11 protein-coding genes are annotated in these 14,746 nt (G+C 44.0%); 5 read left to right on the forward strand and 6 right to left on the reverse strand.

Annotated features, from left to right (window positions below; genetic code table 11):
- Positions 1 to 155: 155 nt before the first annotated feature.
- The 5 genes from AVL57_RS16810 (at position 156) to AVL57_RS16830 (ending at position 5,450) form a co-directional block, all read left to right on the forward strand.
- Complete coding sequence (locus AVL57_RS16810; protein WP_231751135.1) at positions 156 to 2,030, forward strand: metallophosphoesterase family protein; 1,875 nt, start codon at positions 156 to 158, stop codon at positions 2,028 to 2,030.
- Positions 2,031 to 2,050: 20 nt separating this feature from the next.
- The gene (fldB, locus tag AVL57_RS16815; RefSeq protein ID WP_057789361.1) at positions 2,051 to 2,590 is read left to right on the forward strand and encodes a flavodoxin FldB; all 540 of its coding nucleotides are present in this window, start codon (positions 2,051 to 2,053) and stop codon (positions 2,588 to 2,590) included.
- A 2-nt stretch (positions 2,591 to 2,592) separates the two neighbouring features.
- Positions 2,593 to 3,378: a CLCA_X family protein gene (locus tag AVL57_RS16820; protein ID WP_057789359.1), complete on the forward strand. Its 786-nt coding sequence runs from the start codon at positions 2,593 to 2,595 to the stop codon at positions 3,376 to 3,378.
- A gap of 140 nt (positions 3,379 to 3,518) precedes the next feature.
- Positions 3,519 to 3,926, forward strand: a complete 408-nt coding sequence (locus AVL57_RS16825) for an ExbD/TolR family protein (protein WP_057789357.1) — start codon at positions 3,519 to 3,521, stop codon at positions 3,924 to 3,926.
- Positions 3,927 to 4,097: 171 nt separating this feature from the next.
- Positions 4,098 to 5,450, forward strand: a complete 1,353-nt coding sequence (locus tag AVL57_RS16830; RefSeq protein WP_057789355.1) for a choice-of-anchor A family protein — start codon at positions 4,098 to 4,100, stop codon at positions 5,448 to 5,450.
- Here AVL57_RS16830 and AVL57_RS16835 read toward each other — a convergent pair.
- The 6 genes from AVL57_RS16835 to AVL57_RS16860 form a co-directional block, all read right to left on the reverse strand.
- On the reverse strand, positions 5,433 to 8,003 hold the full coding sequence (locus AVL57_RS16835) for a cellulose synthase subunit BcsC-related outer membrane protein (protein WP_057789353.1): 2,571 nt from the start codon (positions 8,001 to 8,003) through the stop codon (positions 5,433 to 5,435). The genes AVL57_RS16830 and AVL57_RS16835 overlap by 18 nt on opposite strands.
- Positions 8,003 to 9,040, reverse strand: coding sequence for a family 8 glycosyl hydrolase (locus AVL57_RS16840; protein ID WP_063457261.1), 1,038 nt, complete (start codon positions 9,038 to 9,040; stop codon positions 8,003 to 8,005). The genes AVL57_RS16835 and AVL57_RS16840 overlap by 1 nt, the downstream gene beginning before the upstream one ends.
- 14 nt (positions 9,041 to 9,054) lie before the next feature.
- Positions 9,055 to 11,328 (reverse strand): cellulose biosynthesis cyclic di-GMP-binding regulatory protein BcsB, encoded by a 2,274-nt coding sequence (locus AVL57_RS16845; RefSeq protein WP_057789349.1) that lies wholly within the window; start codon positions 11,326 to 11,328, stop codon positions 9,055 to 9,057.
- Positions 11,329 to 11,330: 2 nt separating this feature from the next.
- On the reverse strand, positions 11,331 to 13,547 hold the full coding sequence (gene bcsA, locus AVL57_RS16850; RefSeq protein WP_057789346.1) for a UDP-forming cellulose synthase catalytic subunit: 2,217 nt from the start codon (positions 13,545 to 13,547) through the stop codon (positions 11,331 to 11,333).
- Entirely contained in the window at positions 13,528 to 14,031 is a 504-nt protein-coding gene (locus AVL57_RS16855) for a hypothetical protein (protein ID WP_057789344.1), read from the reverse strand. Before AVL57_RS16855 ends, bcsA begins: the two co-directional genes overlap by 20 nt.
- 201 nt (positions 14,032 to 14,232) lie before the next feature.
- The gene (locus AVL57_RS16860; protein ID WP_057789342.1) at positions 14,233 to 14,739 is read right to left on the reverse strand and encodes a YgjV family protein; all 507 of its coding nucleotides are present in this window, start codon (positions 14,737 to 14,739) and stop codon (positions 14,233 to 14,235) included.
- Positions 14,740 to 14,746: the final 7 nt, after the last annotated feature.

A 14,746-nucleotide genomic window follows, 5' to 3' on the forward strand; every position in this document is an offset into this window, starting at 1 on the left:
GTTGGGCAAAGGCAAATTTATGGGCGCAAACCGTCACGAGTTAAGCCCATCAGGGTAAAAAATGTAAGCGAGTATATCTACCATACCGTTTAAAGCCAAAAAAGAGTAAGGTACATTTTTCTTCTTATTGCTTTTGGTAGGAGCATATTATTTCTATGCAGTATATTCCTGCGGTGATTGCAGGCCCAATTGTTAGGCGAGTCACACAAAGTGCGTGTCATATCTGGCTAGTAACCTCTGAGGCTACAGCCCCTACATTTACGCTTACCCAACATGAGTTGCAGCTCACCGCAGAGGTGACGAGCACTTGTGTGCAAGTAGGTGAGCATGCATTCATTCATTTATTGTCTGCCACTGTAGATGAAAGCTTTACTGCCAATATACCTATTTACTACCAACTCAACTTTGCAGCGACTGAGTACCAAGAAAAGTGGCAACAAGAGCAAGCAGACTTACTTTATGCCAATCAAACTTCTTTAAGCTTTTGCTGGACCAACAAGCCAGAAACCATACTGCATGGCTCATGTCGAAAGCCTCATTTTGATAGTGATGACGCCCTCGCCCAAGTCGATAATTTGCTCGATAGCGCCATTGCTTCAAACAGCCCTCGCCCTGATGTGCTTATGATGACAGGAGATCAGGTTTACACCGATGATGTCGCCGGCCCTACTCTGCAAGCCATTCACCAAACTATTGCCTTACTTGGGCTTTTCGAAGAGCCTCTTGATGGCGCGGTATTAGATAACTCAGCAGAGTTGCCTACTCACCCCCATGGTTTTTATGAACGAGAGCAGTTACTGCCTCAAACAGAAACAAACACCGCCCTTTCATCACTCTTCTTTGGTGCCAAAAGAAAACCCATATTCACTTCGGTAAATGCGCAAAATCACTTAATAAGCTGCGCAGAAGTGATGGCTATGTATTTCTTGGTGTGGTCCCCTGCCCTATGGCGAAACGTGACATTTCATGTCAATGATATAGCCGCGCAACACAAAGACACCTTTGAGAAAGAACAAAGTGCCATTGAAGGGTTTGTAAGTAAGTTGCCAAAAGTTCGAAGGGCATTGGCGCATATTCCCGTTTATATGATTTTTGACGATCATGATGTGACCGACGACTGGAATCTTACACGAGGTTGGGAACAAGAAGTTTATGGAAATCCTTTTTCTAAACGTATGATTGGTAACGCCCTTACCGGTTATCTACTTTGCCAAGGATGGGGCAATGCGCCGCAAAAGTGCGCGCCTTTAATAGCTAAAGCCGGTGAAACCTTTACCGAAAGTGGCATGGTGAAACAAGATGAACTCATCGACCAATTGCTAGACTTTGAACATTGGAATTACCGATTAGACACTACGCCACCTATTGAGGTGTTAGATACCCGAACCCGTCGCTGGCGCTCTGAATCAAGTATGAAAAAGCCGTCGGGCTTGATGGACTGGGAAGCCTTATGCGACTTTCAGCACAATATTATTGGAAAGGATGCCGTAATAGTGGTGTCGGCGGCCCCTATTTATGGGGTTAAATTTATTGAAGCTATTCAAAAGATTTTCACCTTTTTTGGCAAAGCACTTACTGTGGATGCCGAGAACTGGATGGCGCACAAAGGCACGGCGAATGTCATGTTGAACATTTTTCGACATTACAAAACGCCCCCTGAATTTATAATCTTGTCCGGTGATGTTCACTACTCGTTTGTATACGATGTACGATTGCGCTTTCGTCGCAATAGCCCTCACATTACCCAGTTTACTTGTAGCGGATTAAAGAACGCCTTTCCCGATGGCTTAATTCGCTGGTTAGATAGGCTCAACCGCGTTTTCTACGGGCCAAAATCTGTGCTTAACGTGTTTACACGCCGCAGAAATATGTCGGTCACCGCCAGAGAACCCTCATCAGGATACGGTGAGCTTTATAACGGCTGCGCCATCGGTATATTACAAATTTCACAAAATAGTACAGTTGTTGGCTGCAAAGCTTTGTTGAGCAACGGTAAAGAGGTAGAATTCCCGCCCTTAAAAGATGATTAGTTTGTACGAAAGAGGTTTTCATGAGTGATAATGCGCTGTCGATTGGCTTGTTCTACGGTTCAACAACCTGTTATACGGAAATGGCAGCGGAAAAAATTCAGGCACAATTGAACAGCTTATTCGACGAAGACATTGTAGATGTTCACAACATTAAAGATGTGAGTTTGGCTAGAACCGCCGACTACGACGTTATTATCTTTGGTATTTCTACCTGGGACTTTGGTGAACTGCAAGAAGACTGGGAATCTCACTGGGAAGAAGCCCACCAGCTTAATTTGGAAGGTAAAACCGTGGCTTTGTATGGCATGGGCGACCAACTTGGTTATGCTGATTGGTTTCAAGACGCCTTGGGCATGCTGCACGATGCTATCGCCCCATCCAACTGCACTATCATTGGTTATTGGCCCAATGAGGGCTATGAGTTCACAGCATCCAAAGCATTGACTGAAGACAAGTCACAGTTTTTAGGGCTCTCGCTGGATGACGAAAACCAGTACGACAAATCAGATGAACGTATTGCTGCATGGTGTGAACAACTGCTTATATCGTTAGCGGGTTAGCTGTGACCCAAGGGCGCATACATCAAGACTTCTATCGTAATGGTCCTAGCCATAGAGATGGTGCCGATGTCACTTTCCAAGATATTCGCAAACTGTTTAATTTTTCGAGTATCACCATTGGAAAATGGGTAACTGCTGATGAACAGCAAATAGCGGCGAATCTATTCTTCGACGCCTTGTATGATCTAGCCACCATTTTAAACGTTAACGAACAAGTGCTGTCTTTAAACGGCACATTGTCGTTAGCTTTTGGCAGTGGCGGTCAAAAAGGCGCGAGTGCCCATTATAATAGTGCACGAAGACAACTTGCATTAGCCAAGAATGCCGGTGCAGGGGCATTAGCCCATGAGTGGTTTCATGCGTTTGATCATTATATCGCGCCCAAAATGTTTGCCGATGTAGGAGCTGGCAGCTTTGCCTCGCAAGCTTGGTTAGATAATGCTCAGCTTAACCCCCACCCACTCAATGAAAAACTGAGTAAATGCTTCTCTTCGTTGTTTTTAGACAACAATAATCGGCCTAACGATTATTTTGTACGATCTGTAGAGGCGGATCGCGCATTAAAAATCTATTATTACGCAATGCCACAAGAAATGGCCGCCAGAGCCTTTGAGGCCTGCATTCAAGACCATTTGATCAAAAACGCATTCTTGGTTCAAGGCACAAAAAGATCAACAGAGGCTAGACTTGGCATTTATCCTCATGGTAATTTGCGTATAGCGCTCAATGAGTCGTTGATGTTGTATTTTTACCAATTAGGCGTCGCCATTTCCCACAAACAATCTTAAGTTTGTTGTTTTACGATGGAAACTGAGCAATTTTTCAGCAACAAGTGTTAACGAGCACGCTGTTTTGTACAAAACCCTGTTTATTTTTGTTACAGGCAGTATACTAATGCGCTCGAACGTAACAGAAAAAAGAAGACGAGATGAAAAGAAAAAAGCATACCTCGGCCGAAGACGAGGCTCAGATTGATATGACCCCCATGTTGGACATCGTGTTCATCATGTTGATTTTCTTCATCGTAACGACCTCGTTCGTGAAAGAAAAAGGGTTAGATACAAACCGCCCAGAAGACAATCAGTCTAAAAATGATCAGCCTTCAAAAGCCCTATCTATTCGTATAGCTGCCGATGGCACTATCATGATGGGTGGCCGTGAAGTTGATATCCGCCGTGTTGTAGCAAACACGCAAACTTATTTAGCGGAAAACAACACTGATTCAGCAGCTATCCAAGCTGATGAAGATACTGAACACGGTACAGTGGTAGAAGTAATGAACCAAGTTAAAGTAGCTGGTATCGCTAAAGTTTCGGTACTGGTTAAGAAAGGCTAGTTCTTTCGAAAGTTTAAAAAAGCCGCCTGAAGGGCGGCTTTTTCGTATCTATACCTATACGAAAGTATCTCTTGTGGTGATGCGCACATTTTGTTCTGATCGTACCATTCGGTGTGCCTGGAAATCCATGTTGAAAATTGATTCCAGTTGCTGATTTCACTGGAGCAAAATATGTCAACTATACGTAAACACACAATTTCAACGAAACTCGCCAGTTCCTTTGGCGCGCTAACCTTGGCGGTTAGTGCACAAGGTATTGGTCATGCCGCTCAAATTACCTTGAGCGAAGCATTCGACTACAATGCATTCATCTTCGAAGACTATACCGGTTACTACTCCGACGTAGAGGGTAGCCTTGCTGTTGGTGGTAGCCTAGTCGTGAACGATTTTGATGTAGGCCTACAACTTTCCCCAGATTTAACCACAAGCTCATTGTTTGTGGGTGGCGATATCGTCTATACAAACGGAAAAATTCGTAACGGCCAAACCACCGTTAGTGGCAATATTGTGGCTAACAATGTTGAGTTTGAAGGCGCCGTTAATGCAGCTGACAATGCCACTATTACCGAAAGTACGGTTTTAAGCGGCGATGTTAATGTGGGGGGTGTTTTTACCTCAGCTAATGCACAAATCAGTAACGGCGATATCAATGCAGGCAGTGTACAGCTAACTAATACTAGCGTAGAAAACGGTGATATCAGTGCAGTTAATAGTGTTGCTCTAGTAAGCTCTGAAGTTACCAATGGCAGCATTACTGCTGGTGGCGCGGTTGTCCTAGATATGAACTCTACAGCCAGTGACGGCGTCATTGCAGACACTGTCACATCTTCGGCGATAGATAATATCGACTTTGAAGCTATAGAGTCTGAAATCAAAGCACAGTCGTTAGAATTCGCTGATATGACAGCAAACGGCAGTACTACCTTTTATTGCCAAGGCGATACAAGCTGCGCAGATAGCAGTGACGTAGATGGTATCGTGTTTTCTGGTGACGACAGTATCAATATTTACGACATCGATGCCGATTGGTTATCTGTGGCGAACAAGAGTATTACTTACGACTTCTCAACCACTAGCTACAACATCATCAACGTAACGGGTGATGCGGTTGACTTATTTAATACCGGTTTTTTCAATACTGCGTTTGCTGGGCAGTATAAAGATAACGACCAAAATGCAGATTACCGCCACGACGGCACCTACACCAACAATATCCTATTTAACTTTGTGGATGCTACCAGCGTGACTATTCAGTCAATTGGGGTTAAGGGAAGTATATTAGCGCCTTATGCCGATATTGCTTTCTACAACGGCCATATTGATGGGAACCTTATTGCGAGTAGCGTGTTTACCCCAGAAGTTTACCTAACCAGTGATAATGGCGTTGAATATTTAGCGCCCACTGGGCAAGTCAATAATTATAGTTTCGGCGTAACGCAAGTATCTGCGCCGGGCTCAATACTTCTTATGCTTCCTGCATTCGCGGTAGTGTTTATTCGTAATAAGCTAAAGCGCAAAGCCTGATAACCGCGGTGACGAGCGCATTAGCTCGTCACTGGTTACGCCTTCGCCTTTTCCTGGTCGCCAACGTATTTGTATCCCCGCCTCAAAGGCCTGATACTCCACCGCAAAGGCTTTACCAACGTAACCTGCTACTATCCATTTGTCAGATATTCTATATTGGCCTTCAAACATCATATTACCGCTTAATCCCGTGCTACGACTATAAGGCAGGTTTAAGCTTGATAACGAATTGCTCGTATCATTAGCCGTTAATAGAGGAAACCTAGGATCGCTAGGCTCTGCTAATCTAGACAGTCCTAATGAGGTACTTAATTTAAATTGCCAGCGGTGCGCTTCCATCGTCAGCAGTTCGGAATAACCGCCAATACTTAACATATAATTTGGGCTGAAATACCCACCATGCCCGTAAGTAAAACCGCTTAGATTTTCATCGTAGCCTAAATAACTGAAAAAAGGCCCTACGCGCCAATAATCCAACGTAGTCGATATTTTTGGTGCAAGGTTAAAGTTTATATCCGTACGAAGAGATAAGTATTTATTATCGGCAACCCCATCGCCACTTAAACTTGCCCATGTTAATGTGCCCGCAACCGACCACTGTGGTTTGAAGCTGTGTGCAGCTAACACCGAAATGCCGTCTGCAATAACATAGCCCCACCGTTCGGTTTGTTCGCTATTAAAGGTACCGGCCTGACTTAATAGGCTATCGGTTTTAGGTAAATGAAATAGTGTTGTCGCCAACGTGACTTCAGGTAAAAACCACGTTGCAGAAAGTTGGCCTGTTAGCTCTGCGTCCACAGGCTGGTCAAGTAATTCATACTCTAGGTTAGCGTAAAAATTGAAAGCGGATTGTTGATACGTGACTTCTGCACGCAGTCCTTTATCTTCAAAACCAGCAATACCTGCAAAGTCATCTGAAGCTTGCCCATCAGCAAACCAACTATTCGTTGCAGGCTTACCGCTATACAACTGTTGATAATCGAGTGCTACCTGCCATTGCCAACTGTCTATCATACCGCCAACACCAATATAACTCGTGAACACATCAAAATTACCCAGTCCCTCATCACCACTTCGAGACCGCGTAGTTAAGCCTGCAACCACAGTATGAGCATCTTTAGTTTGCGATGTTATCGCTCTAGCATCTTCAAGATTATAAGATAAGATAAATTGTTTTCTTGGCCATGCACTCGCCGCGTCTTGTTGCTGCAGTATATGTGCAACCGAAGGGTATTTTTCAGCTAATGCAGCACGCCCCTCGGCACTTTCTAACCCTATAAGCGCATTGGCGATATCGATGTTACTCGCCTCACCTGCTGTTCGTTGTGATGCAAGAGCAGCAGAAAAAGCATCTCTGGCAATTTGAGCATTTTCATCGGTAAGGCTAATACTTGCTTGTGACGCACTCCAGCCCAACAGCGCCTGCTCATCAGGGCTTAAACGCCGAATATCTCGCAATGCTAATCCAGCATCTACACTGCGCTGGAATTGCCCGTTGTTGTAATATTCGGCCTGCTCGGAAGCTAAAAAATCAGCGCAGTGGTTGAGAAATTTTTGCGAGTTTGCTTTTTCACACGCATAAGCCCCCGCCTTTGCATTCTCCCCTTGCCCCCGCAGACTCAGCCACACGCCTTCATGATTATCTAACAGTACAAATAAATCATAAGCCGCGTGATAGCGCTCGGCGTCATAATGTTTCCAGGCTTCGCCCAGTAGCGTTTCACTCACCTGCTGGCCATTAGCACCCAACAACATCGACTTGAGTTGCGCTGCGCTTTCTCTGGTAATGCTGGCTTTGGTAATACTGTCTTTGGTAATGCTGTCTTTTATGTTTGCATTGCTAGCGCTGTTGCCCAGAGCAATTTGAATACGTGCATTCACAATGGCACGCATGCCATCAACTACGCCTTTTTTCTGCACTACAGTTTCATGTAAGGCTTCAGCACGCTCAAAATGATACTGAGCATCGCTTAGCAGGCTTTTGTCTAGGGCAGTCCACCCCAATAACATGTGATAATCGTAACGGGCTAAGTTGTCAGCTAACGTTGATAGCTGCGTAAACTCACCTACGCTAATGAGTACACGTTGCGCGGAGGTTTTTTGCGCAAATATTTGCAGTGGTGCGTCTTTCGCCACCCTGTTTTGCGGTGGCGTTTTTGATGACCCCGAATTCGAAGCAGCCTGATTTAAAGCTTTCTGATTTGAAACAGTCTGATTTGTAACAACATCAGAGGGCTTGGAAGGATTGTTCAATTGATACAATGCCGTTTCAATGTCGCTAGGTACTATCCATTGCGGAAACGCGCTTTTAAGCCGGCCTAATTCTTGGTTTGCTAGTTGTGTCTGTTTTTGATTAATGTGATACCACAACCCCGTTACATCAGGTTTGCCATATTGCGTTAATTGTCCTTGCTTATCTTGTTGCTCTTTATACGTAGTTGAGACTTGGGCACTGACTTGGGAGCCGCCTAACATCGTTCCCACCATACTGGCCGACAACATGGCTAAAAAAAGTTTTGATGGGCGCTTTTCGCAATAAAGTAGTGAAGGCATTAAGACTTGGCATCCATAACAGCAACCATAGAAAGCAAGGTCAAACTCGCTGAATAATAATCCATATTTCTGTCAATCAATGGAAGTGACAGTGGGCTATCGTCAATAATATGTTTTACCGCAGACTCAACCGCTTTCATCCCTGGTGTCATCGAATATTCAGCCATGTCGTTCGTGACTAAATTGACGGTAGCGGGTGTGTTTTCTATATCCCACCAGCGTTTAAAATCAGAATAAAATGCCGCATCATCAATATCTGCCCATGCTAGGTGAAGCGGTATACGGCAGGCATTAAAGCCATATTCCTGAGACACCGTATTGGTTAAAGACAACTCTCCGTCGTTCACTCTTAACCAGTCAGGCGGCAGTTTGTGTTCAGAAAAGCGCGCCTTGTAAATAAACGCAGTACCACTACTGTGTAATGCTTTCCAGCGAAGCGCCTTAGACGAAATCTCAGCAATCGCATCAATGGCAGGAAACACCCAATAAGACAAATTGACTTGTATGCCCTCATCACTATTCTCATCACTCTTAAAACCGAATTCTCCTGGCAACAGCACTAGGTACTCTTCGGTTTCAATAAACAGCTTTTCTTCTATTGCCGTTATGATGGCTTGAGCATCACGCCGATAGCTTTTGTCTCCCCACTTATTAGCTGCACGCAATAGTGCCCAAGCAATAAGTATGTCGCCATCTGAGGCGTTGTTAGGGTCGTCTATACATTGCTTATTTTTACTTTCACAAGGGCGGTAGCGCCAATGAAATAGCTTATCGTCTCGCTGAAGTACAGTGTGAGTCCACGTCCAGATACCATCAAACGCAGTCCTATCGTTTGCAGCAACGGCGAACAACAGACCATAACCTTGCCCCTCACTATGCGACACATCGCCATTACCCGTATCGATGACACGACCATTGTCGATAAACAAGGCTTTATAAGCTTGAAATGCTTCTTGTATTTCACGCTCTTTAGGATTGCTACACGATACCAAAATACTTAGCAGCCCAAACAGGCCGACGAGTCGAATGAACCGCATGCCCCTGCTACCCTCTACCATGAATCTTGTGCTCTTTTATTGCGGCGTCGTAGCAACAAGTAAATAAATAAGCTAACGAAAAATACTAGTACCATGAAGGTGACCAACCAATACCAAGGATTATTAGACAACCACAAGCGAAGGGTAAGTAAAACATCATCTGGCTCACCCACTTCATATTTATCGTTAACCTGCATAACCAGCAATGGTGATTCGTTGTCGTTCCAAACGAAGAAGTCGCCAGCCATTTGTCCCCACAAAGACAAGCTAATTAGGTCATCCACTCTGGCGGCCAATTTTTCAGGTGTTTGTGCAACCAATAAAAACAGGGTGTCGGAATTTGTGCCACTGGGGTGACGCTGTGCCACAAACACCGCATTATCACCCAAATCACTTTCCTGTACTGTAGTGCCTTCGGTAAGCATTTGGCGATATGATTTATCGTTGCTGAAATCCCTCACACGGTTGTACAACATATTTTGTGCACGGTAGGGCCAACGCTTGGTATTTCCAATGGAAGTAACAAAACTATCTTGCTCAAGGCTGTTTAGTGTTTCTGGGCTTCCTAATACAATTAACGACCCCTCACCTTCACTTGCATCTTTAGTAATTGAAAGGTTCAACAAGGGAATTTTTGCAACTTGAGCAAGCTTACCAGCAAGGGTTAGCGCACTGTTTAAATAGTCGTTAGACGGTATGAATATTTGGCTTTTAGGTGCTGAATTAAAGCGTGCTAACGGATACCCCGTATCACCAAACAAACCTAAATCGGGCTGCACAGCAACATGACCTGCTTGGGGAAGTTGTATGCTAGAGCTGTTGTTAAACTGGAACAACAGATGAGAGCCTTGCACTTCGTTACATGCGAGTCCAGAAACAGGAGGCCGCATAGTAACAATAAAGCTGACGTTGTTGGTTCCACCTTTAAAAAAACGTGCTGGGATCTTCAGTTGATAATCTCTAAAAGATTCACCATTCACGTCGCCAAGATACAAGCCATGAACGAGTTCGCCATTCACATTAACGTTCATTGAAGAACCAGGGCCAACGCCAGCCCCATAACCAAAATCGAGAAGAAACTCTACGCTGGCATTTTCAGGTACAAAGAAATCAGCGGGTAGCTTCATTGTGACATTTTTCTCAAAGCGCCCCTCATCAACAAATTGATCGCTTGATACCCCTAAATCGCTGAAGGTGTAACTTTCACCTGGTTGTAATGCAGCAGTTTGCTGTAACCTAGTTGCGTCCATTTGCGTCTGAGAACGCACGATAGTGCGAGCTCCAGGGTTTAATACATCGTCCATTACTGACAAGGCTTTTGCTGCGTCTAAAACCTCATCATTATTATTTCCGCTGACAATAAGTCGATATGCTGCTGGCACCCAGGTTTTATCAACAGCGACAAACGCTTCGGTGCGTTGCACTTTTAGGAAAGGGCCGTTAATTTCATTTACCACCGCGTCAGATAGCACTGGCGACAATGCTTGTTTATTCCCTACCAGAACATGAATCTCTCGCGTCTTGGCTTCATCTAAATACCACGCTGTTTTTTCATATGCATCTATTCTATTTTCACTCCAAAATCCCTCTTCTTCTTGAGTCACTTTAGGTAAAACATATCCTTGGGGAATGTGCGTATGCATGACACCAAGAGGTTGATATTGGTTTCTGAGTGCCAGCCCTTGCGCTATTAGGGGCAACGCTTTTTCGACAGTTTCGCTATCGGCATCTTCAGCACTGAGTAACTGAACACTACGCTGCCCGCCAATGCCTGCACTGAAGAATCCGGATAAATCTTTAATGCCAAAATCATCCACATCTATATCGGCGTCTACTGTGAGCGAAGAAGTGTAAAGGTTCACCTCGCTCCATAGTTCCGGCGCATTACCATTGACGCATTGCATCGCGTAGTGCTGGCTGACCGCCAACGTTAAATTGTTAAAGCCTTCGCGCCAAAGCTGAGAAGGAATATCAATTGTAGAGATAATATTGGGTTGATTTGGGACATAGGCTATCTGCCCGATGGTGGCATTGTTAAATCGCACATACATTTGTGAACGTTTCTCTATTAGCGCTTGTGAACTCACAATTTCTAATTTGAGCGAGGCTTTCGATATGTCACTAATAGCACTTAGCGGTATTGCAATATCCACGCTACTAGACTTCCCTTCTAAGCGCGCAATACTGTCACCAGCATAAAAATCACTAAGTCGAAATGTTTGTGTTTCAGCCATAATGCTTGCAGAGAAAAACAAGCTAAACATCAGTAAGAAGTAAGGTTTTATCATTATTATTCCTTCAATACCCCAGTACGCAATTTTAATCGTAGAAGAAGTTTCTTTAGTAAAAAAAACAGATGAGCAAATATAGGACCTAGCCCTACATTTAAAACATGTCGCATACCAAACCAGTATGATATTGGACGAGTTCGGCGTCGTTGAAATGATTGCCAACGCCTACTGTCACATAAACAATAGGCCACAACGTTATTTCGTTCCACGTCGCTTTGTGGATTAAACGTTGCACGTAAGGTCTTCTTATTACTATCGAATTCAACCACTTTAAGATGTAAATCCACATTAGCTTTTAATGCCTCTGCCCAGGACGTTAATACCACATTAGAAGGAATCATCGGTAAATCCCCTCTAATCTGTATTTTTACCCCACTAGAAGACATGTCGTTTAACTCCCCTACCCAGGCTTGTCCTTCGTGCGTACTAATCACAACGTTATCAGTGGCGGGTAGTCGCGATTGGCTTCGAAGTTGTTTACGCTCAAGCAATACGCTCATAGCGCTGAACAACAGCAATAAATTAAAACCATTCCACAGTAATACAACGAGTGTAAGCTCTCGGGTAAGCGGCTCATTAATGAATTTATAAATGCCGATAATCATGGCAAACGAAAGTAATGCGGTTACCCAGTAAAACACGCTAGAAAGTGGCGAAACAAAGTTTTTATCTAAACTCTCCCCTTTGGGAGTAACCACAAATGAGGGCGCGCGAGGCTTTAAAAATACTTTGATGAGCGCCATCAGTGTAAACGCACATTGCAGTATTTCGTACAACTCAGAGACCAGCGGCCAGCGGGTTCGCCCAAACAGCATAGTGGAAATCATGTAGGTTGCGATAACGTGTGGCATGGTAAACGCCAAAATTTCCATCATTGAGGCATGGTAAACCTGTAGCCCAAACACCAGATAACCCAGCGGCATTAGCAGAAAGATAACCCGTGCGAAGGGAAACAGCCAAAACATAATAGAGCTCATGTAACCAACCCGTTGATACCAAGACAAGCCTTTCGCGTTGTAGGGTTTTTTCAGCAATAAAATTTGGGTCATACCCTGTGCCCAGCGCATACGTTGCTGGATAAAGGCATCAAAGGTTTCCGGCGCTAATCCGCTTACCATTGGTCGGTCAACATACACTGATTCATAGCCCATTTTATGTAAATCTAGCGCTGTTTCTGCGTCTTCAGTGATAGATTCTCCCGAAATGCCCCCTACCAATTCTAAATGTGCTCGGCGCATTAGCGCAGCCGACCCACAAAAAAACGAACTAGACCAGTAATCTAAGCCTTTTTGGATAGTGCCGTAAAACATGTCATTTTCAGAGGGCATGCGGGTAAACGCCGAGAAATAGTTTCGTTCGACGGGGTCTGGGTTAGCCATAAAGTGAGGGGTTTGTACCAAGAACACTTTTTCTTTTTTAACCATCCAAGGCACGGTTCGGCTTAAAAAGTCGCTAGTGGGGACGTGGTCCGCATCTAAGATAACAATGAGCTCACCAAAGGTATTATTAATGGCGCTGTTTACGTTGCCCGCTTTCGCGTAAAGGTTCTGCGCACGAGTATGGTAGGTTACCCCCAACCTTTCACAAAGCGCCTTTAATTCTGCACGTCGCTCCACTGCTACTTGCGCTTTTTGTGGGTCTGCTTGGTTAATTTTTTGGTCAGTACCGCCGTCATCTAACAGGTGAATACTGACCTTGTCAGCTGGATAATCCATCACTTTGGCTGCCCGAATAGTTATTTCTAGAATGTCTTGTGATTCGTTGTACGTGGGGATCATGACATCTACAGTGGGCAACTGTGTTCTATCTATATCGTCAAGAGAAAGCTGAGGTCGACTAAGTGGGAATACATTTACAATACACCCCAGTATCGAGGTAATTCCAGCATAAATTTCAGCTAGAAATAGAAGCCATATCGCAATAAATGAAAACACGTCAGTGGCTGAAAGCGTGTACAAGCCCCGCCAGAATAAATAGCGCAAAGTAATAGCGACGCCGAGTACCAGCGCGAGTGTTCTAAAGAAATATTGAAATCGTTGTGCGAAATTTGCTTCACGGCTACATATTGAAATGATAACCAGAATAACAGAAGAAGAGATTAGTTGGCCTGCTGCGTCCATAGGGGCAAGAAGCAGTAATCCTAGGAGCGTTGAGACAATAAATAGGGCAATTAGAAGATAACGAGTGTGATGCTTATTAGTTAACGAATTGCCCAAGGTTACTATCCAAAATATTAACGTGAGTCACGTTAGCATAGCTCGCTCTATTAATTAACGTAACCTTACCGTCTGCAATTTCGAGTTCGTGGTTACTCTGGTAAAACATTCGAGAAATGCTATCGCGAGTTTTCTGGCTACTACGGCCCAATAAAAACCAAGCAGGATACGTTGCCACGCCCAGTGCCATTACCACCACCATACTGAAAAATACGAAAGGAGTAAGAATAGGGGCCATGTACAAAGAGAAAAATAATGCTCCCATACAAGCTAAGGTAACAACTCCTGTTACTTTACGCAGTCGTTTAATTTTTAACAACTTTTTTTCTGCATTAACATATAAGTTAAGACGTTTTTTCCAAAGTTGTTCGGTCTCTTCTTTAGATTGACCACCAATCAGCTTCGCACAGGGCTCGGCTGCTTCATCAATATGACTATCGGCAAGCGATGTCACTCGATGAGCGTGCAAGTTCACTACATTCATAAAATACACCACTTCTCAGACTACGGAAGAGTTTACAAATACTCTTGCAAGGTAAAAATCTGAGGCCTGATACCCTCAGATGATTCTTTATACCCATTGAAGTGGTGTGATTAAATTCAACTTTGGCTTATTAGCATAAAGTAGAAAGCATAAAGCAATGTTTTAAAAGGTTTTTTAAAAACCTCGCGCAGCCACTTTAGACTAATGGTTTACCTTCTTTTTATCACTAATCATCTTTGTCACGATGCTGAATAAGTTACTGATATTAAAAACAGTACCAAAAATACTGCCTACTGATAGGGCGTACATGAGCCCTAATGTTTCTGCGAGCAAGAAATAACGCCTTATTTTATCTGCCTCTCTTAACACAATTGAGCCTATCGTAAAGATAAGCGATGAGGCATAGGCAATAAATATGTTCCAGTCATGGTGCAGAATAAACCACTCATACAGCATGAAGAGGATATTGGCGGCCACGAAAATAAACAGTACCCATCGGCTACGATTTTTAATAGCAATAAAGTTACGTAACCCCGCTAAGCAAGTACCCACGCCGGCAGCCATGGCATCAAGCATAAAAAAGTGCACGCTTAAGCTCAGCAAAGCAAAGGCAGATATAAACAAATAGCGCTCTACACTATTTTGCCTATAACCAATAAAATTAAGTACGACGGCAATGGCACCGAACGCTTCAGCTACAATCAACATGCCAAAC

It is taken from the genome of Alteromonas stellipolaris (assembly GCF_001562115.1).
Classification (GTDB): Bacteria; Pseudomonadota; Gammaproteobacteria; order Enterobacterales; family Alteromonadaceae; genus Alteromonas; species Alteromonas stellipolaris.